This is a genomic window from Stenotrophomonas sp. PE591 (genome assembly GCF_018320795.1).
Taxonomy (GTDB): domain Bacteria; phylum Pseudomonadota; class Gammaproteobacteria; order Xanthomonadales; family Xanthomonadaceae; genus Stenotrophomonas; species Stenotrophomonas maltophilia.
Genome location: NZ_JAAOKO010000007.1, coordinates 1 through 23,587, shown reverse-complemented (window position 1 = coordinate 23,587; position 23,587 = coordinate 1). Strand labels below are relative to the sequence as shown.

16 protein-coding genes and 1 rRNA gene are annotated in these 23,587 nt (G+C 67.2%); 8 read left to right on the top strand and 9 right to left on the bottom strand.

What is annotated here, in order from left to right; genetic code table 11:
• Nucleotides 1-31 precede the first annotated feature (31 nt).
• Together JLDANKMP_RS16005 and JLDANKMP_RS16000 are read left to right on the top strand one after the other, a co-directional pair.
• Nucleotides 32-1,720 (top strand): molecular chaperone HscC, encoded by a 1,689-nt coding sequence (locus JLDANKMP_RS16005; protein WP_212561621.1) that lies wholly within the window; start codon nt 32-34, stop codon nt 1,718-1,720.
• Nucleotides 1,717-3,330 (top strand): J domain-containing protein, encoded by a 1,614-nt coding sequence (locus tag JLDANKMP_RS16000; protein ID WP_212561620.1) that lies wholly within the window; start codon nt 1,717-1,719, stop codon nt 3,328-3,330. The genes JLDANKMP_RS16005 and JLDANKMP_RS16000 overlap by 4 nt, the downstream gene beginning before the upstream one ends.
• A gap of 19 nt (nt 3,331-3,349) precedes the next feature.
• Here JLDANKMP_RS16000 and JLDANKMP_RS15995 read toward each other — a convergent pair whose 3' ends face one another.
• The 4 genes from JLDANKMP_RS15995 to glyQ form a co-directional block, all read right to left on the bottom strand.
• The gene (locus tag JLDANKMP_RS15995) at nt 3,350-7,207 is read right to left on the bottom strand and encodes a translocation/assembly module TamB domain-containing protein (protein WP_212561619.1); all 3,858 of its coding nucleotides are present in this window, start codon (nt 7,205-7,207) and stop codon (nt 3,350-3,352) included.
• Nucleotides 7,204-9,000, bottom strand: a complete 1,797-nt coding sequence (locus JLDANKMP_RS15990; RefSeq protein WP_212561687.1) for an autotransporter assembly complex family protein — start codon at nt 8,998-9,000, stop codon at nt 7,204-7,206. The genes JLDANKMP_RS15995 and JLDANKMP_RS15990 overlap by 4 nt, the downstream gene beginning before the upstream one ends.
• Nucleotides 9,001-9,256: 256 nt before the next feature.
• Entirely contained in the window at nt 9,257-11,332 is a 2,076-nt protein-coding gene (gene glyS, locus JLDANKMP_RS15985) for a glycine--tRNA ligase subunit beta (RefSeq protein ID WP_212561618.1), read from the bottom strand.
• 87 nt (nt 11,333-11,419) lie between these two features.
• Complete coding sequence (glyQ, locus tag JLDANKMP_RS15980) at nt 11,420-12,331, bottom strand: glycine--tRNA ligase subunit alpha (protein WP_033835361.1); 912 nt, start codon at nt 12,329-12,331, stop codon at nt 11,420-11,422.
• Between the two features lie 83 nt (nt 12,332-12,414).
• On the opposite strand from glyQ, the gene JLDANKMP_RS15975 reads away from it, so the two are divergent.
• Genes JLDANKMP_RS15975 through JLDANKMP_RS15965 form a run of 3 tightly spaced genes read left to right on the top strand, consistent with a single transcriptional unit; the run spans nt 12,415 to nt 15,930 of the window.
• Complete coding sequence (locus JLDANKMP_RS15975) at nt 12,415-14,250, top strand: GspE/PulE family protein (RefSeq protein WP_049397059.1); 1,836 nt, start codon at nt 12,415-12,417, stop codon at nt 14,248-14,250.
• Complete coding sequence (locus JLDANKMP_RS15970) at nt 14,222-14,968, top strand: glutamine amidotransferase (protein ID WP_033835362.1); 747 nt, start codon at nt 14,222-14,224, stop codon at nt 14,966-14,968. Before JLDANKMP_RS15975 ends, JLDANKMP_RS15970 begins: the two co-directional genes overlap by 29 nt.
• 50 nt (nt 14,969-15,018) lie before the next feature.
• Nucleotides 15,019-15,930 (top strand): BPSS1780 family membrane protein, encoded by a 912-nt coding sequence (locus JLDANKMP_RS15965; RefSeq protein WP_024957777.1) that lies wholly within the window; start codon nt 15,019-15,021, stop codon nt 15,928-15,930.
• Between the two features lie 107 nt (nt 15,931-16,037).
• Here JLDANKMP_RS15965 and tatC read toward each other — a convergent pair whose 3' ends face one another.
• The 4 genes from tatC to JLDANKMP_RS15945 all read right to left on the bottom strand — a co-directional run bounded on the left by tatC (nt 16,038) and on the right by JLDANKMP_RS15945 (nt 18,457).
• Complete coding sequence (tatC, locus tag JLDANKMP_RS15960; RefSeq protein WP_005411675.1) at nt 16,038-16,787, bottom strand: twin-arginine translocase subunit TatC; 750 nt, start codon at nt 16,785-16,787, stop codon at nt 16,038-16,040.
• On the bottom strand, nt 16,784-17,245 hold the full coding sequence (gene tatB, locus JLDANKMP_RS15955; protein WP_111193561.1) for a Sec-independent protein translocase protein TatB: 462 nt from the start codon (nt 17,243-17,245) through the stop codon (nt 16,784-16,786). The genes tatC and tatB overlap by 4 nt, the downstream gene beginning before the upstream one ends.
• A gap of 15 nt (nt 17,246-17,260) precedes the next feature.
• Entirely contained in the window at nt 17,261-17,488 is a 228-nt protein-coding gene (gene tatA / locus JLDANKMP_RS15950; RefSeq protein ID WP_005420453.1) for a Sec-independent protein translocase subunit TatA, read from the bottom strand.
• Nucleotides 17,489-17,563: 75 nt separating this feature from the next.
• Entirely contained in the window at nt 17,564-18,457 is an 894-nt protein-coding gene (locus tag JLDANKMP_RS15945) for a YSC84-related protein (protein WP_005411678.1), read from the bottom strand.
• Between the two features lie 165 nt (nt 18,458-18,622).
• Between JLDANKMP_RS15945 and hemH the strand changes: the two genes are divergently transcribed.
• The 3 genes from hemH (at nt 18,623) to JLDANKMP_RS15930 (ending at nt 22,832) form a co-directional block, all read left to right on the top strand.
• Nucleotides 18,623-19,585 carry a ferrochelatase gene (gene hemH / locus JLDANKMP_RS15940; protein WP_062605303.1) on the top strand — a complete coding sequence of 321 codons (963 nt, stop codon included), beginning with the start codon at nt 18,623-18,625 and terminating at the stop codon, nt 19,583-19,585.
• A complete protein-coding gene (locus JLDANKMP_RS15935; protein WP_062605301.1) occupies nt 19,582-20,436 on the top strand; it encodes an alpha/beta hydrolase in 855 nt (284 codons plus the stop codon). Before hemH ends, JLDANKMP_RS15935 begins: the two co-directional genes overlap by 4 nt.
• Nucleotides 20,437-20,726: 290 nt before the next feature.
• On the top strand, nt 20,727-22,832 hold the full coding sequence (locus JLDANKMP_RS15930) for a methyl-accepting chemotaxis protein (protein ID WP_062605299.1): 2,106 nt from the start codon (nt 20,727-20,729) through the stop codon (nt 22,830-22,832).
• Between the two features lie 479 nt (nt 22,833-23,311).
• Here the strand turns inward: JLDANKMP_RS15930 and rrf are convergent.
• Nucleotides 23,312-23,426: ribosomal RNA gene (rrf, locus tag JLDANKMP_RS15925) — 5S ribosomal RNA — on the bottom strand.
• Between the last annotated feature and the right edge of the window lie 161 nt (nt 23,427-23,587).

The following is a 23,587-nucleotide window of genomic DNA, read 5'->3' as shown; positions in this document are numbered from 1 at the left end:
TCGCGGTTCCCTGCACAACGGACGTCAGCAGATGATTGTTGGAATCGACCTGGGCACGACGCACTCGCTCATCGGTGTGCATTCGTCGGATGGACCGCGCCTGTTCCCCAATGCCCATGGCGAGCTGTTGACCCCGTCGGTAGTCAGTCTCGACGGCGACGTCGTGCTGGTGGGTGCTCCCGCTCGCGATCGCCTGATCAGCCATCCTGACCAGAGCGTGGCCCATTTCAAACGCTGGATGGGCAGCAACCGTGAAACCCGGCTGGGCGATCGCGTATTCCGTCCCGAGGAGCTTTCGGCGCTGGTGCTGCGTTCATTGCTGGCCGATGCGGAAGCCGTGCTCGGGCAGAAAGTGGAAGAAGCGGTCATCAGCGTGCCTGCGTATTTTTCCGACGCCCAGCGCAAGGCCACCCGCGCCGCCGGCGAACTGGCTGGCATCCGGGTCGAGCGCCTGATCAACGAACCCACCGCCGCCGCGCTGTCCTATGGCCTGCAGCAGCGCGAGGAGGAAGCTCGGGTGCTGGTACTGGACCTTGGCGGTGGCACCTTCGATGTCTCCATCCTGGAGCTGTTCGAAGGTGTGGTGGAAGTCCATGCCAGCGCCGGCGACAACTTCCTTGGCGGGGAAGACTTCCTGCGGGTGCTCGAGCAGGCGTTGCTGGCCGAACAGGGCCTGCGGGCGGCCATGATCGCCCCGGGCGAACGTGCACAGCTGCTGCGCCGGCTGGAACTGTTCAAGCGCGAACTGAGCCAACAGGGCAGCGGCCACCTGCAGTTCAACCTGGAAGGCCGCGAATTGGACTGGCAGCTGGATGAGGCACGCTACGCGCAGTTGTGCGACCCCCTGCTGCAGCGCATGCGTGCGCCCATCGAACGGGCCATCCGTGATGCCCGCCTGAAGCCGGAGGCGCTGGACGACATCGTGCTGGTGGGCGGTGCCGTCCGCATGCCGATGATCAGCCGGCTGGTGACCCGCATGTTCGGTCGCCTGCCATTGCGGCATGTCAACCCGGACCAGGCCATCGCCATGGGCGCGGCCGTGGCGGCCGGCCTTAAAGCGCGCGACCAGTCACTGCGCGAAACCGTGCTGACCGATGTCTGCCCCTATACGTTGGGCATACAGGTGTGCCGTCGCGATGCATCCGGCCAGGAGCGCGGCGGCTACTTCCATCCGATCATCCAGCGCAACAGCGTGGTACCGGTCAGCCGCGAGGACGATTTCTGCCCAATCAACGATGCACAGACACAGCTGGTACTGGACATCTACCAGGGCGAAAGCCCCACCGTGGACCGCAACATCAAACTGGGTGAAATCCGCATTCCGTTGAAGGGAAAGGGCCCGGCCCAGGAAAAAAGCGTGACTGCCCGCTTCACCTACGACGTCAACGGATTGCTGCAGGTGGAGGTGACCGAACATGCCAGCGGGACCCGGCATGAGCTGATCCTGGAACAGAACCCCGGCTTGCTGTCACCGGACGAGATCCAGCAGCGGCTCGCGGCACTGCAGTCATTGAAAGTGCATCCGCGCGACGATCAACCGAACCTGGCCGTAGTGGCCCGACTGGGTCGGCTTTACGAAGAGTGCCTCGACCAGCGCGATACCCTGCAGAGATGGCTGTCGCAGTTCCGTGCTGCGCTGGAGAGCCAGGACCTGGCCCGTATCGAACGCCACCGCGAGGAATTGACCCACGCCATGGATTCGCTGGAGATCGATGCATGAGGCGGGGGCTGGACGTCCTCGAACTGGACGAGGATGCTGACGAGCGGGCGATCAAGCGAGCCTACGCCAGGCTGTTGCGGGTAACCCGGCCTGACGATGATCCGGTTGCGTTCCAGCACCTGCATGAGGCTTACCAGTCTGCGTTGTCATGGGTGGAACAACGCGCTCAGCCCCTCGACATCGATCAGGACAAGCACGCCTTGCCGCCGATGCAGGATCCATCGCTGGAACCGGCGTCGCGTGCAGATATCGATGCGATACACGCAGCGATCGCGCTGGATCGCCAGCTGGAGCAGGAACGCGGGCCATACGGCCATGACCCTGTCCGGATCGTGCAGACCACACCGATGCCGCCAGCCGACACCGGGTTGGACAAGGTGGTAGAGCCGTCGCAGAGCGATCCGCACGGGCCTGACGCGTTACCAACGGCGCACGCCCTGGCACCGCAGCCCACGCTCGCCCCTGCTGGCGACGGCGAGCGATCGCCACTGCGTTCAGTGGATCAGATGGTCGCGGCCATCCTGATCCGACTGGCTGCAGCTGCCCGGGGCAGCGACGATGACACGACCGTGCCCGCGCTGGAAACCTGGCTGCAGGCTCAACCCGAGCTATGGTCCCTGCATGACAAGCCGCTCATCGCGGCGTCCCTGCTGGAGCAACTGCGCGAGGCGTCCCCGCCTCTGCCGCGGGAGGTGGTCGAGCACGTGGCCAGCAGCTTCGGCTGGGATGATATCGGCAACGGAGTCGATGCCGAGGATCTGCAGCGGATCGTGCGTCGCTGCGATCAGGCCTGGATGCTCACGGATGCGGGCCGGCAGCGCCTGGCGTGGCATGTTTCGCGGCTGGACACCTCCATCGTGCGCCCGGATATGCGCCCGGTACTGGACCGGTTGCGCCGCCCGCGCAGCCGCTGGCGCAACCTGCTGGAGTCGCTGCCGTGGTCGCGGCCCGACATCACGGTGCTGACGTTGGCGGCACTGCGTTACTGGCCCGATCGTGAGCTGCCGCCATGCCTGTCCGCCACGCAGGTGGCGTTCTGGAGTCGCTTCGGGAGCCGTCAGGATCCTCTGCGTTCGCAGGTGGCCGCCCTTCGGGCCTGGTTGGCCGGCCTGCTGTGCGGCACGATCTGCCTGGTCGGCGTGATCAACAGCTGGCCACTGGCCTCCACCGAGGGCGGCATGACCGGCGGTGCGAAGGCCGCGCTCAGCCTCGCGATCGGCACGCTGCTGATTCCATTCGGCTGGTACCTGATCTGCGGATTACGGATGCTGATCAGCTGGCAGGTGAACCCGGTTGCGGCTGGAAGCTGGCGGCAGGTCGCCTCGCTTCCAGTTATTGTCGTTGTGGGTGCCGGCCTTCTGCTGCTGTTCCAGCATGAGTCGTTCCCGGATATGTCTGGGATCCTGTTGGCTCGTGGACTGGTGTTCGCGCTCTGGTTGGTGGCATTCATCGGTACCACCACGCAGCGCCAGCGGCTCGGTATGGCCGACCATGGCGCCCTGGACCGCGTCAGCATGATTCCCGGCCTGATTTTTCCCTGGTTGGGGCTGGTGATCGTGCTGGGCTATTGGGCCCGCACCCAGGTGCTGCGGCGCAGATCGCCGCAATGATGCATCCATGTGCGGCGGGTTACTTCTCCCGCCGCCAGTTGATCGACCCACGGTTTTCCACCGTGCTCGACTCCACTTCCACGTCGAAGCCACGACGCAGCAGGTACTTCAGCGTGATCACCGAACCGGCACCGACCAGCGACACGCCGTAGCCGACGTACAGCTTGGGCGAGATGTACTTGCCGACGCCAATCACCGAGCCGCCCAGCGCGCGCGACTGGCTCACGCCGGCATCGTCCAGGCCCAGCTTGGCGCCCAGCTGCGAGGCCAGCAGGCCGCTGCCAGCCGAGAGCGCCGCCGAGGCCGCGTTGACCTGCTGGGCCTGGTCGCTGCTGGCACCGGTCAGGCTGCGCCCCAGCACCAGGTAGGCCAGTGCCTCGGACTGCGACATCGCCGGCTCGGACCACACGTCCGCGCGCGGCTGCTGCGCACGCCCGGTCACGTCGATGCCGGCGGTGACATCACCGATCCGGCGCTCGGCACGGATGTTGATGCGCGGGTCGGACACCGCGTTGTAGTTCCAGGTGAGGTTGCCACGGGTGATGGTCAGGTCCTGCCCGTATGCCTTGTAGCGACCACTCACTTCCAGGCCACCATTGGCGGTCATTTCGCGGCCAGGCTTGGCCCAGACCTGCATCTTGCCGGTCAGCGCGCCCTTCAGGCCGAAGCCGGTCATCTTGACCTTGTCGCCAAGGCTGACGGTCAGGTCCATGTCCAGCGGCGAGGTGCGCGACTCTTCCGGGTCGGCCGGGTCCAGCACCACCACGTCCTCGGACACCGAGGTGCCACGATCCAGGCGTTCGAGATCGATGTCGGCCTCGGGCACGTGCACGGTGCCGCGCAGCTCCATCGCCGCCTTGGCCAGGGTGAAGTCGAGGTTGGGGTTGGCGACGATGCGCAGCTCGCTGGTGTTGGACAGCAGCACGTTCTCGCCGTGGATCTTCAGCTGCAGCGGCTGTGCATCACCAAACCACGACAGGCCACCATCCACGTAGAGCGTGCCCTGGCCCGAGTTGGCCTGCGCGGTGATCTTTGCCGAACCGTCGGGCTGGGCCACGAAGCTGCCCTTGCCCTGGTCGAAGGTCAGGCCCAGCGCGGGGAATTCGCCCTTGAAGTTGCTCAGCTGGGCGTCACCGCCCAGCGATGGCTGGCCGCGCGTACCGCGCAGGCTGACGTGGCCCTCGATCAGGCCGGTCGGGCGCACGATGTCCGGCGAGAACAGCTCCAGCCAGTACAGCCGCGACATGTTGAGGTAGAGCTCGCCGTTCAGCGGCGCACTGGCTTCCCAGCCGGTCTGCATCCTGGCATCGACGAAGCCGTTGCCCTGGAAGCCCATGCCCAGGTAGCCCTTGATGCTGGCCGGGGTCATGTCGAGCTTGAGCGAGAACTGGTCATAACGCACCAGCTCGCCGCGGGTGGTATCCCCCACGGTGTTGCGGTTCTCGCCCAGGCGCACGCCGCCTTCCTTCGAGCGCACCTCTACATGGCCTTCCCAGGCATTGCCGCGCGGGCGGATCTGCGCGTCCAGGCTGACATCGCCACGCAGGTAGATGCGGCGGCCGGACTGCGGCGGCAGCCACGGCTGCACCAGCGCCAGCGGCAGCGCATCACTGCGCACCACCAGGCCCTCACGCGGCCAGTTGGCCTGTGCGCACAGCGCGCCGCTGCTGGCCGCGGCCAGGCAGGCTTCGGACAGGGTGTAGGTGCTGCCGTTGATCGCGAACGCCGCCGGTGCACGCAACGACCAGGCATCGCCCTTCACCGGTGCGATACGCAGCGACGCCAGTTCGCCGCGCCACTGCGCGCCCTGTTGGCGGACGCTGCCCTGCAGCTCGATCGCGCCCATCTCATTGCGGGTCTGCGCAGCCAGGCGCAGGTTGGACACGCTGCCCTGCGCATCCACGTTCAAGCGCTCCAGCAGCATGCCGGCGTTGACCTGCTGGCCCTGCACCGCCAGCGTGCCGCTGTCGCCGCGCCACGGCAGGTGGCCCTTGATGCTCACGCTCTCGGCGCCGTAGCCGTCCCAGTTGAGGTTGTTGCCGACCAGGTCGGCAGTGATGTCCGGCGCATCGCGCGGGCCCTTCACCTGTACCTGTCCACGCAGGCCGCCATCGGCGCCGGGCAGCAGATCGCTCAGCTGCAGCGGTTCGAAACGCGCGTCGATGTCGAGGCGATCACCCACCTTGCCCGACGCGGTCACCCGGCTGCTGCCCAGCGACAGCTTCAGATCGCCCTGGCCCTGCGCGCCCTGCAGCGCGAACTTGCCCTGTGCGTCGAGATTGCGCTGGCGCAGTATGCCCTTCAGCGACGGCAGGTCGACGGTGGCTTCCAGCGTGCCGGCGGTGCCCGGCGGCGCGTTTGCCGGCGGCGGCAGCTGGCGGCCCTTGGAGGCCAGGTTGCCGGACAGGCGGCCGTTCCAGCCCGGCACGAAATAGCCGGGGTCGAAGTCCTTCAGCGTGGCCTTGGCATCCCAGTCCAGTTGCGGTGCCCACGCCACCTGGCCTTCCACCTGCAGCTGCCCACCCGGCGTCTGCGCCTGCAGCTGATGGATTGACGCGGCCTGGTCATTGCCGCGTACGTCGAACTGTAGCTGTGCCTTCTGCTTTTCGCGTTCGACATCGGCACGGCCGATCGCGGCCCACGCCTTCAAGGTACCGGCCAGGCCGAAGCGCGCTTCCTTCAGGGTGACCGGCACCGGTGCGCTGCCGGCCGTGTTCGGATCGGGCGCCGGCACGTAGGTCAGGTCATGGGCGACCACCGAGAAATTGAGTTTCTGCTGGTCTTCCTGGCTGAAGTCGGCGGTGCCTTCCAGCCGTGCCTCACCGCCAAGCCCTTTCACCAGCAGGGGCGACACCTTCAGCACCTGGTCCTGCAGCGACACCACCGACGGTGCCAGCTCCAGCTCCTGATCACCCTGCTTCACCTTGCCACGCAGGTTGGCGTTGCCGCCCTTGCCAGCCGCGGTGAAGTCCAGTGCGAGTGGTGCGATCGCCGAGCTGGCCAGTGCCGGCGACAGCAGCGCCAGATCCAGTTCGTCGCTGCGGATGCTGGCGCTCCAGCTCGGATCGGTGCGGCCATCGAACACCAGCATCGCGTGCAGCGGCTTCGGCGCGCGCCCGGCTACGGCCACTTCCATGTGCGCCAGATCACCGCGTGCCACCAGCCCCACCGTCGCTGCGGTACGGCCACGCGGGGCCGGCAACACTGCGGTGACGGTCACGTCGGTGTCGTCGTCCTTGGCCGGGATGTAGCGGCCCTGGGCGGTGAAATTGCCCATGTCGCTGTCCACGACCAGTTTGTGCGCCTGGAACTCGCCATTGGCGATCTCGATGCCACCCCGCACACGGCTGATGTCGATCACCGGCTCGTTGGCCTGGCTGATGCGGAAGCCGTCGATGGCAATGGCATCGGCCTGGATCGCCAGCGGCATTTCGATCTGCGGCAGCGAATCGGGCCACGACGGCAGCTTGAACGGCTCGTCACTCTTGGCCAGGTTCAGCGTCGCGTTGGTCAGCTCCAGCTTGTCCAGCAGCAGCTTGCGGCCCAGCAGCGGGCGCAGGTCCGGCTCCAGGTGCGCGCGCTCGGCGTGGAAATGGATGTCGTCGTAGCGGAAGTCGACGTTGTACAGGGTCAGCGGACCGGCCACCGGGCCGTCCACCTTGTCCCAGGTGAAGCTGGCGCCCACCGGCAGCCGCGCCACCACCTGTGCCAGCAGCACATCGCGGCCGGCCACGGTCTGCAGCAGCCAGTACACCGCCAGCAACGCCAGCAGCACCAGGCCGATCACGCCCACGCCGGACCACGCCCAGAAGCGGCGGCGGCGGTAGAAACGCACGCGCGGCGGCGGCGTGTTCGGGGTGGGTGCGGGCGTGCTCACAGGTCCGCTCCGATGTTGAGGTAAAGCTGGAACTGCGAATCCGGATTGTTCAGGCCATGCGCGATATCCACGCGCACCGGGCCCACCGGCGATTTCCAGCGCACGCCGAAGCCGACGCCGGTGTGCAGATCAATGGTGTTGTCGAAGGCGCTGCCGGTATCGACGAACACCGCCGCGCCCCACGGGCCGCCATTGAAGTAGTGCTCGTACTCGGCCGAGCCGATCACCAGGTTCTTGGCGCCCAGCGCGTATTTGTCGGGTTTGGGTGTGCGCGGGCCGACTTCGCGGTAGGCGTAACCGCGGATGCTGCGGTCACCGCCCGCGAAGTAGCGCAGGCTCGGCGGCATCGCCACCAGATCGCTGGTCCAGGTGGTACCCCCCTCGCCGCGCAGGATCAGGCGGTTGCTTTCACCCACCGGGATGTACCAGCGCAGCACGGCGTTGGCCTGCACGAAGCTGGTGTCCGAGCCGGCACCTTCAACGCCGGCACGCATCGTCGCAGTACCGCTGATGCCCTTGCGCGGGAACATCTCGTCGTCAACGTTGACGTAGTCGGCAACCATCTGCGGGTACACCAGCGTCGAGGTGTTGTAGACGGCATCGGTGAATTCAGTGCCGGAGGCATAGCGCCAACGCTCGCGCAGTGCGTTGATCGAGGCGATCGCGGTCCAGTGCTCGTTGATCTCGCCGCTGCGGCTGGCGATCAGCTTGAAGTTGCGCAGGTCGATGTAATCGGTCTGCTCGTCATACGCACTGGCGGCGAAGGTGTACCAGCCGTCAAGCCAGTTGAAGGCGGGGATGCGGTAGCTGGTCACCAGGCTCTTGCGCTTCTGCGCATAGTCCAGCTGCGTGTTCATCTTGTGGCCGCGGTTGTTCAGGAACCGCCGCTCGATGCCGCCGCGCACACCCGGGCCACTCTCGCTGCCGTAGCTCAGACCCGCGGTATAGATGGTGCGCTTGGCGCGGGTCAGCTTCACATCCACCGGCACTTCGCCGTTGGCATCGGCCTGGTCGGGCCGTGGCTGGATGTCGATCACGCTGAAGTAGTCCAGCTTGGTCAGCGACTCGCGCAGCCGGTCCAGCTTGCCCTCGTGGAAGTAGCTGCCCTGTTCCCAGTACACCAGCGGGTCGAACAGCTTGTCGACGAAGTAATCCTGCTCGAAACGCACCGGCCCCATGTTGTAGCGGCGGCCGCTGTCCCAGGTCAGGTCGATGTCGGCCGCGTTGTCGGCGCGGGTGATCTGCACCTGGCGCTGGGTGTAGTCGGCATCGAAGTAGCCACGCTCGGCCAGGCGACGGGTGATGGTGATCTTGCTGGCTTCGTACTGTGTGTGCTCGAAGCGCTGGCCCTTGCGGGGCTTGAATGCGGCCAGGTCGTCCTGCAGGTACTGGTCATACATCGCCGGCCCGGTGATGTCGATGTGCTCACGGCGAACGGTCACCGGGGTGCCCTTGTCGACATGGATCAGCACCCGCACATGCTCGTCCTCGCGCGGCGCCTCGACCTTGATCACCGGGTTGTAGTACCCGAAGGGTTCCAGTGCCTGGCGGGTCTGCCGCTCGGCCTGTGACAGCAGGTACTCCAGGCGCGATTCGCCCTGTTCCTTGCCGATCGTGCCGTACAGCGACAGCGATTCCTGGATGTTCTCGATGATCGCGGCGTCGTCGCCCTTGTCCAATCCCTTGATGTCCACCTTGTCGATGGTGCCGCGCGCGTGGGCCACGGAGGTGGCGGCCAGCGACAGGACCATCAGCGGCAGGGCGTATTTCTTTGGCTGCATGCGGCACAGCATACCGACCGAAGGTGACGATGCGAAATGCATCACGTCATTCGGGATCGGTTGTTAAGTGGCGGTCAAAATACGCGCCTTTGTGGCGATCCTCGTGATCGCAGCCGAGGATGCCGGCATCGTGCGCGATGCCGGCGATGACCCCGATGGACATCCGCCAGCGGTAATCCGGTAGTGCAGGCCGCTGGCCGGCAATCCACAGGTCGATGCGATGCGCGGTGGCAATGCCGGCCAGCGGCCGGCACTACCGATACGGGCATCAGCTCGACAGATGCTCGATCGCTGCCACCTTGCCCAGGCGCTCGCCCAGCATCGTCAGCAGCGCCAGGCGGTTGCCACGCAGCGCCGGATCTTCCGCATTGACCATCACGCCATCGAAGAACGCGTCGACCTGCGGGCGCAGGCGGGCCAGGCGCGCCAGTACTGCAACGTAATCCTTCTGATGCAGGCTGGCGCCGGTGTCGTCGATGGCCGCAGTGACCGCTTCAGCCAGCGCGCGCTCGGCGTCTTCCTGCAGCAGCGCCGGGTCGATCTGGGCCGGAATGTCGCCTTCAGCCTTGCGGAGGATATTGCGGATGCGCTTGTTGGCCGCAGCCAGTGCCTCGGCTTCCGGCAGCGCGGCGAAGGTGCCGATCGCGTCCAGGCGGCGGTCGAAGTCATACAGCGAGACAGGCTTCAGTTCGGCCACCGCATTGAAGTGCGTGGCTGGCACGTTCTTGTCGCCGTAGTAACCCTTCAGGCGGTCGAGGATGAAGTCGTACAGCTCGCCGACGTCGGCCTGCACGTTGCGTGCGGCCAGGCCGGCGTTGGCACTGGCCAGCAGTGCGCGCAGGTCCAGCTCGAAGCCGCTTTCGATGATCGTGCGGGCCAGGCCCAGCGCATTGCGGCGCAGGGCGAACGGGTCCTTGTTGCCGGTCGGCTTCAGGCCTACGGCGAAGCCGCCGGCCAGGGTGTCCACGCGTTCGGCAATCGCCAGTACCTTGCCCAGCGGCGACAGCGCGATGTCATCACCACCGAAGCGCGGCTGGTAGGCCTCGTCGATGGCCAGCGCCACCTCGGCCGATTCGCCACCGGCCACGGCGTAGTGGCGGCCGGCGATGCCCTGCAGCTCCGGGAACTCGTTGACCATGCGCGACTGCAGGTCGTTCTTGGCCAGTTCGGCAGCCCGCCTGGCCTGCGCGGCATCGGCACCGACCTGGGGTGCGATCACTTCGGCCAATGCAGCCACGCGCGCCACCTTGTCGGCCACGCTGCCCAGCTTGGCCTGGTAGGTCACCGTCTTCAGCCCCTCACCCATCGACACCAGGCCCTGCTTCAGGTCCTCGTCGAAGAAGAACTTGGCATCGGCGAACCGCGGACGGATCACCCGCTCGTAGCCCTTGGCCACTTCGGCCACGTTCTTCGATTCGATGTTGGCGATGCCGATGAACTTCTCGGTCAGCGTGCCTGCGGCATCCAGCACCGGGAAGAACTTCTGGTTGATCTCCATCGTCTCGATCAGCGCTTCCTGCGGCACCGCCAGGAACGCGCGCTCGAAGCTGCACAGCACCGCCGACGGCCATTCGACCAGGTTCACCACCTGCTCCAGGTTGTCGTCGGTGATGCGGGCGCTGCCACCGGCCTTGGCCGCAGCGGCCTCGACCTCGGCGACGATGCGCGCGCGGCGCTCGCTCGGGTCGACCAGCACGAACGCGGCGCGCAGCGCTTCAACGTAGTCCTGCGGCTGCGACAGCGACACCGCCTGGTCATGGTGGAAGCGATGGCCACGGCTGACGCGGCCGGCCTGCAGGCCGAACAGTTCGGCCTCGACCACGTTGGCGCCGTGCAGCAGCACCAGCCAGTGCGCCGGGCGCGCGAAGCCCCAGGCGTGGTCGCCCCAGCGCATCGGCTTGGGAATCGGCATCGCCGCGATCGCCTCGCGCAGGATCTCCGGCAGCAGGCTGGCGGTGCTCGCGCCCGGGGTCACCGCGCGGTGCACGAAGCGCTCGCCCTTGTTGTCGGTGGTCTTCTCCAGCGCGGTCCAGTCGATCCCGGCCTTGGCGGCGAAGCCCTGCAACGCCTTGGTCGGCTGGCCTTCGGCGTCCAGCGCAATGTTCAGGTACGGGCCCAGCACTTCGCTGTGCTGCTCCGGCTGTTCCAGGCCGACGCCCGGCAGCAGCACGGCCAGTCGGCGCGGGGTCGACAGCGGGCGCGCATCGCCCAGTTCCAGCGCGACGCCGCGCTTGCGCAGGCCTTCGACGACACCGTCGAAGAACGCCTGGGCCAGGCCCGGCAGCGCCTTGACCGGCAGTTCCTCGGTGCCCAGTTCGATCAGCAGGGGGGAAAGTTGGCTCATCGGTTCGATCCTGTGGTGGGGGCGCAGCGCGCAACGCGTCCGGCGCCCCGGGTAGTTGATGAAAAGCGGGTCGGTGCGGGAGGGCCGTCAGGCCTTCTTCGCGCCCGGGAAGCCCAGCTTCTCGCGCTGCTCGTAGTAGGCCCTGGCCACCGCCTGGGCCAGCGCGCGCACGCGCAGGATGTAGCGCTGGCGCTCGGTCACGCTGATCGCACGGCGCGCATCCAGCAGGTTGAAGGTGTGGCTGGCCTTCATCACCTGCTCGTAGGCCGGCAGCGGCAGGTTCACTTCCACCAGCTTCTGCGCCTCACGCTCGCAGGCGTCGAAACGGTGGAACATTTCTTCCACGTCGGCGTATTCGAAGTTGTAGGTGCTCTGCTCCACCTCGTTCTGGTGGTAGACGTCACCGTAGGTCACCGGCTGGCCGTCCGGGCCGTAGGTCCAGACCAGGTCGTAGACGTTGTCGCAGTTCTGCAGGTACATGCATAGGCGCTCGAGACCGTAGGTGATCTCGCCCAGCACCGGGCGGCATTCCAGGCCACCGGCCTGCTGGAAGTAGGTGAACTGGGTCACTTCCATGCCATTGAGCCAGACTTCCCAGCCCAGGCCCCACGCGCCCAGCGTCGGCGATTCCCAGTTGTCCTCGACGAAGCGCAGGTCGTGCACCAGCGGGTCGATGCCCAGTGCCTTCAGCGAATCCAGGTACAGCTGCTGGATGTTGTCCGGCGCCGGCTTCATCGCCACCTGGTACTGGTAGTAGCGCTGCAGGCGGTTCGGGTTCTCACCGTAACGGCCATCGGTCGGGCGCCGCGACGGCTGCACGTAGGCCGCATTCCAGCCTTCCGGACCGATCGCACGCAGGAAGGTGGCCGGGTGGAAGGTACCGGCGCCCACCTCCAGGTCGAGCGGCTGGATGAGCACGCAGCCCTGCTGGGCCCAGAACTGGTTCAGGGTCTGGATCAGGCCCTGGAAGGTGATCGGAACGGTCGGGGTCGCGGACATGCGTACGAGTCTTGGCCGGCAAGGGGGTGCGCTAGTATAACGGCCGACCTGCGGGGCATTCCGTACCCGGGAGGAGCAGGCAGATGGAACATCGGCTGCCGGCAGGCACGCCCGGCGAGGCGGACGGCGTCCCGCTGCCCTGGGGACGGCTGCATTTCGAGCAGATTGCCGCGGCCCTGACCGCCGATGGCCTGGTGGCCGAGCAGGACCGCGAGCGCATGCGGTTTTCCGCACAGGGCGCGCGCAACGCCAGTGAAGTGCATCCGCTGGTGCTGCTGTCCAACCTCAAGCTGACCGCCACCGGCGGCGGCGAACTGACCCTGGAACGCCTGACCGAGTGGCTGGCGCAGCGCACCGGCAGCCGTTACCTGCGCATCGACCCGACCCGGGTGGACGTCGCTGCGGTGACCGCGCTGGTGTCGCATGCCTACGCCCGCCGCCACCGCTTCCTGCCGCTGGCGGTGGATGCCGAGCGCGTGCTGGTAGCCACCAGCGAGCCGCTGGTGCAGGAATGGCGTCGTGACCTGCAGCACCTGACCCGCCGCCGCATCGAGCTGGCGGTGGTCAACCCGCTGGACCTGCACCGTTACACCATGGAGTTCTACGGGGTGACCCGCTCGGTGCGCGGCGCCCGTGGCGATGTGCGCGGCGAGGCCAGCACCACCCTGCCCAGCTTCGAGCAGCTGGTGGAGCTGGGCCGCACCGGCGACGTCAATGCCGACGACCAGCACATCGTGCACATCGTCGACTGGCTGCTGCAGTACGCCTACGAACAGCGCGCCTCGGACATCCACCTGGAGCCGCGCCGCGAGATGGGGCGCATGCGCTTCCGCATCGACGGCGTGCTGCACAAGGTGTTCGAAGTACCGCCAGCGGTGATGACCGCCGTGGTCAGCCGCATCAAGGTGCTGGGCCGCATGGACCTGGCCGAGCGCCGGCGCCCGCAGGATGGCCGCATCAAGACCCGCTCGCCGGGTGGCCGCGAGGTCGAGATGCGCCTGTCGACCATGCCCACCGCCTTCGGCGAGAAGTGCGTGATGCGCATCTTCGACCCAGATGCCGCGTTCAAGAGCATCGACCAGCTCGGTTTCAGCCCGCAGGAGGCCGCCGGCTGGAATGCGCTGGTCGAGCGCCCGCACGGCATCGTGCTGGTCACCGGCCCGACCGGCTCGGGCAAGACCACCACCCTGTATTCCACGCTGAAGCGGCTGGCCACGCCGGACGTGAACGTGTGCACGGTGGAGGATCCGATCGAGATGATCGCGCCCGAGTTCAACCAGATGCAGGTGCAGGCCAACATCGACCTGGACTTCGCCAGCGGCGTGCGCACCCTGCTGCGGCAGGACCCGGACATCATCATGATCGGCGAGATCCGCGACCTGGAGACTGCGCAGATGGCGGTGCAGGCCTCGCTGACCGGCCACCTGGTGCTGTCCACCCTGCATACCAACGACGCGCCCTCGGCGGTCACCCGCCTGCTTGACCTGGGCGTGCCGCATTACCTGCTGGCCAGCACCCTCAACGGCATCCTCGCCCAGCGCCTGGTGCGCACGCTGTGCCCGCACTGCAAGCAGCCACACAGCCTCGGCGCGGCCGATTGGGCGGTGCTGGCTGATAGCCATGCTGCATATCCAGATGCCGCCACGCCCTGTCGGCCGGTCGGTTGCCTGGAATGCCGGCGCACCGGATTCCTCGGCCGCATCGGGCTGTATGAGTTGCTGCCATTGGGTTCGCGGCTGCGCGGGCAGATCCGCGCCGACATGGACCTGGCCGGTTTCACCCGTGCCGCGCGGGCTGAAGGGCTGCGAACCCTGCGCCAGGCCGGGCTTGAAAAGGTGGCGCAGGGGCTGACTACAATCGAGGAAGTCCTGTCAGTGCTGCCGCCCCCGGATGAACCCAGCCCCGTTCCTGATCCTTGAAACCGGCCGACCGGTGCCGTCATTGCGCCGCTACGGGCGCTTTCCGCACTGGATCCGCGTCGCCGCCGGGCTGGAAGAACACGAGACGGTGGTGGTCGATGTCGAGCACGGTGGCGCCCTGCCCGACCCTCATGCCTTCGCCGGCGTGCTGGTGACCGGCTCGGCCGCCTTCGTCACCGACCATGCCGACTGGAGCGAGCGCAGCGCCGCGTGGCTGCGCCAGACCGCCCACGACGACCTGCCGGTATTCGGCATCTGCTACGGCCATCAGCTGCTGGCACATGCGCTGGGTGGCGAGGTGGCCTACAACCCGGCCGGCCGCGAGTCCGGCACGATCGAACTGGAACTGCAGCCGCAGGCCGCGCAGGACCCGCTGTTCCAGGGCCTGCCGCAGCACTTTGCCGCCCATGCCACCCATCTGCAGACCGTGCTGCGCGCGCCCGATGGTGCCGAGGTGCTGGCCCGTTCACCGCTGGATGGCTGCCATGCCTTCCGCTGGGGCCGCCAGGCCTGGGGCGTGCAGTTCCATCCGGAGTTCGCCACCCATCACATGCGTGGCTACGTGCGTGCCCGCGCCGACTGCATCGGCCGCCATGGCGGCTGCGCCCGCAGCATCGAGCGCGCGGTCAGTGCCGCGCCGCTGGCCCGCCAGCTGTTGCGCCGCTTCGTCCGCCAGGCGCGGCTGTCTTCAGCCCAGCCGGCGGCAAAACAGGGATAATCGGCGGCACGGGCAGCCGCCCGGCCCCCTCCTGTCCTTCCCGGATGTCCATGAAAGAGATTCGCAAGCTGCCGGCTTCGGCGGGCGCCCAGTGGTTGCTGGATACGTTCTCGCTGTACCGGCGTGCGCCGCTGCAGCTGGCCCGGATCGGCCTGACCTGGCTGCTGGTGAGCTGGGTGGTCACGCTGTTGTCGACGCTGATTCCCGGCGCTGCCGGCATGGCCGTGCAGCTTATGACGCTGGCCATTTCGCCGATCATGTTCGGCGGCATGCTGTATGCCGTGGGCGAGATCGATGAAGGCCGCCCGGGCCTGGCCTCGCACCTGCTGCAGCCGATCCGCGACCACCGCGTCAGCCACCTGCTGGTGCCGCTGGCGATCCAGGTGCTGGCGGTGCTGCTGCTGGGCGCGCTGCTGTTCCTGATGATCGGCCGCGAGGGCTTCACCGCCTTCAGCGAGGTCATGACCAAGATGGAAGAGATCAGCCGTAGTGGCCAGCAGATCAAGCCGGATGATGCGGCCGCGCTGGTCGCCAATCTGCCGGCCAAGCGCATCGCGCTGTGGATGCTGCTGGTGTTCCTGAGCGCGGTGGCGCTGTCGCTGGCAATGTTCACCCAGCCGGCGCTGGTGGTGTTCGACAAGCAGAGCGGCATGCACGCGCTGCGCCTGAGCCTGCAGGGCTGCATCGAGAACATCGGCGCGATGTTCGTGTTCGCCGTACTCGGCCTGATCGCCGCGTTCTGCATGTACATCCTGTTCGTGATCGTGATCCAGATCGCGATGCTGATCGGTGGCCCGCTGGCCGCCGCCTTCATCGCCCAGCTGGTGCTGACCACGGTGCTGATGCCGCTGTATGTCGGCGCGGTCTACGCCGCATGGAAGCAGATGTTCGTGCACCGCGGCAGCCGCGCGGCGCCGCCGATTCCGACCACGCCGACCTCGAGCGACGTGTTCCACGCCTGACCAGAACGCAGGTAGATCCACGCCATGCGTGGATAGAAAAGGGGACGGAGGGGATTAAGTCGTTTTTGCCTTTAACGACTTAATCCCCTCCGTCCCCTTTTTGTCTTTCAGGCGGCGGGCTTCTTCACTACCGACGACGGCACCAGCCAGCGTGCGGCGTGGATGCCCAGCTCGTACAGCAGGCACATCGGAATCGCCAGCATCAGCTGCGACACCACGTCCGGCGGGGTCAGCACCGCCGCCAGCACGAAGATGCCGACGATCGCGTAGCCGCGGCCTTCCTTGAACTGCTGCGGCGTCACCCAGCCCAGCAGCACCAGGATCACCATCGCCACCGGCAGTTCGAAACTGCCACCAAAGGCGAAGAAGATCGCCAGCACGAAGTCCAGATAGGCATTCGCATCCGGTGTGATTGCGATCACGTCCGGGCTGAAGGTGGTGAGGAAGTGGAACACCGCCGGCAGCACCAGGAAATACGCAAAGGCGCAACCGGTGTAGAACAGCAGCACCGATGACACCAGCAGCGGCACCGCCAGGCGCTTCTCGCGTGCATACAGACCGGGCGCGACGAACGCCCACAGCTGGTACAGCAGCCACGGTACCGCCACGAACAACGCGACGAAGAAGGTCAGCTTCAGCGGTGCGAAGAAGGCACCGGCCGGGTTGGTGGCGATCATCGTCTGCCCGTTCGGCAGCTGCGAGACCAGCGGTTCGGCCAGCGCGTTGTAGAGCTTCTGGGTGAACGGCAGCAGCGCCAGCAGCACCACGCCCAGGCCCAGCAATGCGCGCACCAGCCGGCCGCGCAGTTCCACCAGGTGTTCTACCAGCGAGCTCTCGCCGAAATCCTGTTCACTCATGGCTGGCGCTCCGTGCTCTGCGCCGGCGGCGGCGTACCAGTTTCAGCGGGCGCGGCCGAAACCGGCTCGGCGGCACCACCGTCCTGCGCTGGTTCAACGGCATCGGGCGCGGCGCTCATGTGCGGCGGCAGATCCGCGGGCGCCGGTGCACGGACTTGCTGCACCAGGTCATCGCCCTGCTGCTGCGCCTGCTGGGCTTCGCGACGGATCGCTTCACCGCTGGCGCGCAGCTGGTTCTCGGTGTCCTGCATGCCCTGGCGCACGTCCTGCATCTGCCGCTTGATGTCCTCGGCCTGCAGTTCGCGCTCCAGTTCCTGTTTCACCGAATCCCATTGATTGCGGGCGCGACGCACCCACAGGCCGGCGAAGCGGGCCGCCTTGGGCAGGCGCTCGGGACCGAGCACCACCAGGGCGACCACTGCAATCACCAGCAGTTCGCTGAAGCCGATATCGAACACCGCAACCGCTCCGGATCAGCGAGCGTTACGGTCGTGCTCGTCCTGCGCGGTGCGCGACGCGTCCTGGCTGCGCGACTCATCGCCCAGCTGCGCGTTCGGCTTGTCCTCGTCGCGCATGCCCTTCTTGAATTCCTTGACCGCCGAACCGAGGTCCTTGGCGCCGCTGGTCAGGCGCTTGGTGCCGAACACCAGCAGGACGATGGCCAGCACGACCAACCAATGCCAGATGCTGAAACTGCCCATAAAGACGCTCGTTACGTTAGTGATCAGGCTGTCGAGCATAGCGCACCGGCTGTCAGCCGGCGCGCGTGACGAAAGTCAGTTTCCGCCCAGCGTTTCCGTACGGATCTCGCCGTCATTCACCGGCTGGAAGCCCTGCTGCTGCGGCGGCGGGGTCTGCGGCACGTTCTGCAGCGGCGCGGTGGTGGCCTCAGCCGGCGCAGCCGGTGCTGCCTGAACAGGCGCCGGAGCAGCTGCCGGGGCGGCAGCCGGGCGCGGCGCGCTGCCGCCGTTGCCGCTGCGGTTGTTGCGCGCCGCGTAGGTGGCCTCTTCCAGGCGATCGCGGAAGGCGACCACATCCATCGACGGCGAACCGGCGGCGCGGCCTTCGAAGATCATCCGCGGCGTGGTGTTGCTGCCGTAGGCGTCCAGATTGGCGGCATCGTCGATCTGCAGCACCGCGCCATCCAGCGCGACGCCGGCAAACAGGCCGCGGGCGCGCGACCAGGACCAGATCTCGGCCTTCAGCTGGCCGTCGGTGGCCGCAGCAGCGTTGCGGCCCACCGGACCGGCGGCGACGCCAGCGTCGGCACCCAGCGTGAACTTGCCGTTGACCAGGTTGTCCAGGCTGCGGTCGTTGCGGAACACCAGCACCACATCGGAGGACTGCACGCCGGCCTGGAAGCCGATGCTGCCGCCGGTGAGCTTCACGAACACCGGGTTGGACCAGGCGCCGTTGGGCATGCGCACCGACATCAGGCCGTGGCCACGACGACCGCCAATGACCAGACCGGCCTTGATCGTGTCGGGAATGACGATGACCGCGCGGCCTTCGTCCAGCAATTTATCCGGAATGCCCTGTTCAGGGATTTCCTGGATTTCAGCCAGCACGCGCACGGCATTGCGCGCACGCTGGTCTTCCTGCGGCCCGGCCATGGCCTGGCTGGACAGCAGGCTGGCGGCGATCAGCAGGGCTTGGATCGGGCGACGCATGGCAGGCTCCAGAAGTCAGTCCATAGGAAGATATAGCAAGTCACTGAAATTAGTAGCGTTGTCATGAATCCCCAATGAGCGTTCCCTGCTCACATTGATGCGCGCTATGCCCGCAATCCGAACCCTGCATCCCGGCGCGACACCGGATCGGCGACAATACCGCCCATGCTCGACGCACCCGATACCGCCGTGCTGGCGGTCAACCTAGGCACGCCCGAGACGCCGACGGCCCCCGCCGTACGCCGTTACCTGGCTGAATTCCTGTCCGACCGCCGCGTGGTCGCGATCCCGCCACTGCTGTGGCAGCCGCTGCTGCGCGGACTGATCCTGCCCCTGCGCAGCAGTCGTTCGGCGGCCAAGTACGCCCAGGTCTGGCTGCCCGACGGCTCACCGCTGATGGTGCATACGCGCCAGCTGGCGCAGGCCATGCAGGCCCTGTTGCCGACCCTGACAGTGCGTCATGCGATGCGTTACGGCGAACCCGCGCTGGCCAGCGAGCTCGACCGCCTGGCAGCCGACGGTGCGCGCCGCATCGTGGTGCTGCCGCTGTATCCGCAGTACTCCACCACCACCACTGCCTCGGTTGAAGACCGCGTCGATGCTTGGCAGCGCCGCAATCCTGGCGTGACCGTCAGCCTGGTGCGCGACTATTCGGTCGATCCGGGCTGGGTCGAGGCCGTGGCCGGCTCGATCCGCCGCTACTGGGAACAGCACGGTCGCGGCCAGACACTGATGTTCTCCTTCCATGGCATCCCGCAGCGCCTGGCCGATGCCGGCGATCCGTATCCGCAGCGCTGCGAGGCCAGCGCACAGGCCATCGCCAAGGCGCTGGAACTGGGCAGGGACGAGTGGCAGATGGGTTACCAGTCGCGTTTCGGCCGCGAGCGCTGGCTGCAGCCGTATGCCGAGCCCAGCCTGTGGGCGCTGGCCGAATCCGGCGTGAAGCAGATCGACGTGGTGTGCCCCGGCTTCGCCACCGATTGCCTGGAGACGCTGGAAGAGGTCGCCATGGGCTTCACCGAAACACTGGCCGAGCGCGGCGCGACGATGCGCTACATCCCCTGCCTCAACGCCGAACCGGAGCACGCACGCGCGCTTGCGCGGCTGGCCGTGGCCTCGCTGGCATGAGTCTGCAACCGTTTGAACTGGAGGTCGGTGGCGCGCGCGTCGCCGGCCTGCGCAACCACGGCGATGGCCCGCGCGTGCTGGCCCTGCACGGCTGGCTCGACAACGCGGCCAGCTTCGTGCCGCTGGCGCCGCACCTGTCGTCGCTGCAGCTGGTTGCCATCGACCTGCCCGGTCATGGCCACAGCGCGCATCTGCCGGCCGGTGCCAACTACACCACGGCCGCCGCGATCTGCCACGTGCTCGACGTCGCCGATGCACTGGGCTGGGACCGCTTCAACCTGCTCGGCCATTCGATGGGCGCCGGCATCGCCAGCCTCACCGCCTCGGTCAGTGACCGCGTCGAGCGCCTGGTGGCGATCGAAGCGCTCGGCGGCCTGCGCGGCCCCGAGGAAGAAACCGCCAACCGCCTGCGCGAGCATGTGAATGCCACGCGCGCACTGGCACGCAAGCAGCTGCGCGTGTTCCCCGACCTCGCCGCGCCGATCCGCGCACGGATGATGACCAACCAGCTCAGCGAGCACTGTGCACGGCTGCTGGTCGAGCGCGGCGTGGAACCGGTCGAGGGTGGCTACCGCTGGTGCAGCGATCCGCGCCTGATGCTGCCCACTGCGATCCGTCTCAGCGAAGGCCAGATCGACAACCTGCTGCAGGCCATCGCCTGCCCGACGCAGGTGATCTATGCCACGCCAGCGCAGTCCTACTACCCCGAGCCGATGCGCAGCGATCGCCTGCAGCACCTGCGCGATGGGCGGTTGGCGGTGTTTCCCGGCAACCATCACCTGCACATGGAAGATCCGGAACAGATCGCAGGCGTGATCCTGCGCTTCTTCAGCAACGACAACGCGGGCTGAGCAAAGGTATCCGCGCGCTTCACTCTGCGCGTCTGCGGCCGATACATCAGTTGCGGGCCCCTGCGTCCGCAGCACGCAGGTCCGGTCGGGCCTGCGGCGTGTGTCTGGTTCTGCAAGGAAGTCCGCATGCCTGCTCCATTGCACCGTCACCCACAGGATGTGGCCGCGGTGTCCCGTCTCCGCGTCGCTGATCGCGTCGCATTCCCCGAATTCCCGGCTCGCGCCCTGGTCACGCACTCCTGCGTGCGCCGCGGCGTGGCCGTTGTCGTCTGCTGATCCAGGAGTCGCCGATGTCCGTTGCATCCTCCCGTCCCCCCGATACCGCCCGCCTGCCGCACCTGCAGCAGCTCGCGCACCGCGCTGACCGCCGCCTGCTGATCGGCAGCGCGGTACTGGCCTTGGCTGGCCTGGCGCTGGCCCTGCGCGGCCCGCAGGTGCAGGCCGCCGCGTTGGCGGCCGTCGCCGTGCTGCCAGCCGCGTGGTTGGGCGGGGCCCAGGCGGGCCGGGCCATCGCCCGCAACGGTCTGGCGTTGCTGTTGTCGCTGCAGCTGGCCGTGTTGTGCGCGATCATCAGCCTGTCGCCGGCATTGCCGATTGCCCTGCTGCTGGGCGTGCTGCTGGGCCATCGCGATCGCCTTCCGGTGTGGCTGGCCGGTGGCGTCGGTACGCTCGCCCTGCTGGCACCGCTACAGGGCGGTGCCGCGCTGTGGCCGACGCTGCTGCAGGCCGGCATGCTCGCGGGCCTGACCCTGTTCCTCGGCCAGGTCGCACTGCGCCTTCGGCAGCAGACCGAGGCCCTCGGCCACGGCCCGCGTCGGCTTGCCGCGCTCGCACGCGATATCGCCACCGGTGCCGATCTTGGCGCGCATGCCGATACCGGCGCCTATGCGCCGGGTTCACTGGCCCACGCCCTGGCCGACACTGCACGCCACGTGCAGGCCCAGCGTGGGCGCGAAGCCGCGTCACATGCCGAGAACGCGCAGATCCGCCAGGCCCTCGATGCCTCGCGCACCGCGATGATGATCGCCGACAACGACCATGTGATCCGCTACGTGAACCGCTCGGTGGTGGCACTGCTGCGCAACCAGCAGGCGACGTTGCGACAGGCCTTCCCCGATTTCGACGCCGAGCGCCTGGTCGGCAGCAGCATCCATCGTTTCCACGCCAACCCGGACCGCATCCGCGCGATCCTCAACGGCCTGCAGGTAGCGCACAACGGCAAGGTGCAGATCGGCCCGGTGCACTTCGCGCAGGTGGTCACACCGGTGTTCGACGCGCAGGGCGTGCGCCTGGGCTTCGCCGTGGAATGGCATGACCGCACGCATGAGCTCGCGCTGGAGAATGCCGTGGCCGGCATCGTCGCAGCGGCAGCGGCCGGTGACCTCGACCAGCGCCTGCAGGCCACTGAAGGCGCCAGCTTCCTCGATGGCCTGACCGGTGGCATCAACCAGCTGCTCGATACGCTCGGCAGCACCGTCAACGAAGTACGGCAGATGCTCTCGGCACTGGCCAACGGCGATCTGGATCGGCGCATGCACGGCGAGTATCACGGCGCGTTCGCTGCCATCCAGCGCGATGCCAATGCCACGGCCGGGCAGTTGGCACGCATGGTCGGCCGCATCCAGGAATGCGCGGCGTCGATCAGTACCGCCGCCAGCGAGATTGCCGCCGGCAACGGCGCGTTGTCCGAGCGCAGCGAGCGCCAGGCAGCGCACCTGCAGGAGACCGCAGCATCGATGGAGGAACTGACCGCCACCGTGCGCCAGAACGCCGCCCATGCGCGTGAGGCCAGTGCGTTGGCCGCCTCCACGCAGAACGCTGCCAGTGACGGCAACACGGCCATGCAGCGGGTGGTGGATACCATGCAGGCCATCGAAGGTGCCTCGAAGCGGATCGGCGACATCACCGGCGTCATCGACGGCATTGCCTTCCAGACCAATATCCTGGCGTTGAACGCAGCGGTGGAGGCGGCACGCGCCGGCGAGCAGGGCCGAGGCTTTGCCGTGGTGGCCAGCGAGGTGCGCGTGCTGGCGCAGCGTTCGGCGGCGGCCGCACAGGAGATCAAGAAGCTGATCGACGAAGCGGGCCGGCAGGTGGGCGAAGGTGCCCAGCTGGTGGCCGATGCCGGCCAGCGCATGCAGGGAATTGTCGGCGGCGTGGAGGATGTCAGCCACCTGATGCGCGAGATTTCTGCAGCGTCGCAGGAGCAGTCGATCGGTATCGAGCAGATCAACCAGACCGTGGTGCAGATGGATCAGGCCACGCAGCAGAACGCGGCGCTGGTGGAAGAAGCCACCGCTGCCGCACGCGAGCTGCAGAACCAGGCCGGCACGTTGACCGAAGCAGTCTCGGTATTCCGCCAGCAGGAACCGCTCGAGGTCTCGCGGGTCGCCTGATCCGGGCCTTCCATTCGAGTTTGATCAGGACGGCGCCCGCAGGGCGCCGTCTTTTTATGCGTGACCTGCCCCTGGTAGCGCCGGCCGCTGGCCGGCAACCGATTGCTGTGTTGGCCTGCTGTTGGTAGCGGCCAACCTTGGTTGGCACCGCTGCTCCTCGCAGGGGGTATCCACGCATGGCGTGGATCTACCGGGCGATGTAATGCCATCGGGTTGCTGGCCAGCGGCCGGCACTACCCGGTGTTTACCGCGCACAAAGTTGCCGGCCGCTGGCCGGCAAACGACCGCTGTGTGCGCCTGCTGTTGGTAGCAGCCAACCTTGGTTGGCGCCGCTGTTCCTCGCAGGGGGATCCACGGATGGCGTGGATCTACCGGGCGATGTAACACCATCGGGTTGCCAGCCAGCGACCGGCAATACCGGCATTTCGGGCGCACAAAGAAAAACCCCGCTGCGTGAGCAGCGGGGTTTTGGGTGTAAACCCTGGCGATGACCTACTCTCGCATGGCTTGAGCCACACTACCATCGGCGCAGCTGCGTTTCACTTCCGAGTTCGGGATGGGATCGGGTGGTTCCACAGCGCTAATTTCACCAGGGAGGCGGTTGGAGCGTCGCCATCCGATACAGCTGGATAAGGCGCCTGCCTCTCGTAGTTCTTGTGACGTAGCGTGCACTTGGATGCTCTTACGACGTTGTCGTAAAGCCAAGGCAACTTGAGGTTATATGGTCAAGCCGCACGGATCATTAGTATCAGTTA

What these genes read in the sequence shown, in the direction of transcription:
- JLDANKMP_RS16005 (WP_212561621.1), top strand. Translation starts at nt 32, where the DNA reads ATGATTGTTGGAATCGACCTGGGCACGACGCACTCGCTCATCGGTGTG.
- JLDANKMP_RS16000 (WP_212561620.1), top strand. Translation starts at nt 1,717, where the DNA reads ATGAGGCGGGGGCTGGACGTCCTCGAACTGGACGAGGATGCTGACGAG.
- JLDANKMP_RS15990 (WP_212561687.1), bottom strand. Translation starts at nt 9,000, where the DNA reads ATGCTGTGCCGCATGCAGCCAAAGAAATACGCCCTGCCGCTGATGGTC.
- glyS (WP_212561618.1), bottom strand. Translation starts at nt 11,332, where the DNA reads ATGAGCCAACTTTCCCCCCTGCTGATCGAACTGGGCACCGAGGAACTG.
- glyQ (WP_033835361.1), bottom strand. Translation starts at nt 12,331, where the DNA reads ATGTCCGCGACCCCGACCGTTCCGATCACCTTCCAGGGCCTGATCCAG.
- JLDANKMP_RS15975 (WP_049397059.1), top strand. Translation starts at nt 12,415, where the DNA reads ATGGAACATCGGCTGCCGGCAGGCACGCCCGGCGAGGCGGACGGCGTC.
- JLDANKMP_RS15970 (WP_033835362.1), top strand. Translation starts at nt 14,222, where the DNA reads ATGAACCCAGCCCCGTTCCTGATCCTTGAAACCGGCCGACCGGTGCCG.
- JLDANKMP_RS15965 (WP_024957777.1), top strand. Translation starts at nt 15,019, where the DNA reads ATGAAAGAGATTCGCAAGCTGCCGGCTTCGGCGGGCGCCCAGTGGTTG.
- tatC (WP_005411675.1), bottom strand. Translation starts at nt 16,787, where the DNA reads ATGAGTGAACAGGATTTCGGCGAGAGCTCGCTGGTAGAACACCTGGTG.
- tatA (WP_005420453.1), bottom strand. Translation starts at nt 17,488, where the DNA reads ATGGGCAGTTTCAGCATCTGGCATTGGTTGGTCGTGCTGGCCATCGTC.
- JLDANKMP_RS15945 (WP_005411678.1), bottom strand. Translation starts at nt 18,457, where the DNA reads ATGCGTCGCCCGATCCAAGCCCTGCTGATCGCCGCCAGCCTGCTGTCC.
- hemH (WP_062605303.1), top strand. Translation starts at nt 18,623, where the DNA reads ATGCTCGACGCACCCGATACCGCCGTGCTGGCGGTCAACCTAGGCACG.
- JLDANKMP_RS15935 (WP_062605301.1), top strand. Translation starts at nt 19,582, where the DNA reads ATGAGTCTGCAACCGTTTGAACTGGAGGTCGGTGGCGCGCGCGTCGCC.
- JLDANKMP_RS15930 (WP_062605299.1), top strand. Translation starts at nt 20,727, where the DNA reads ATGTCCGTTGCATCCTCCCGTCCCCCCGATACCGCCCGCCTGCCGCAC.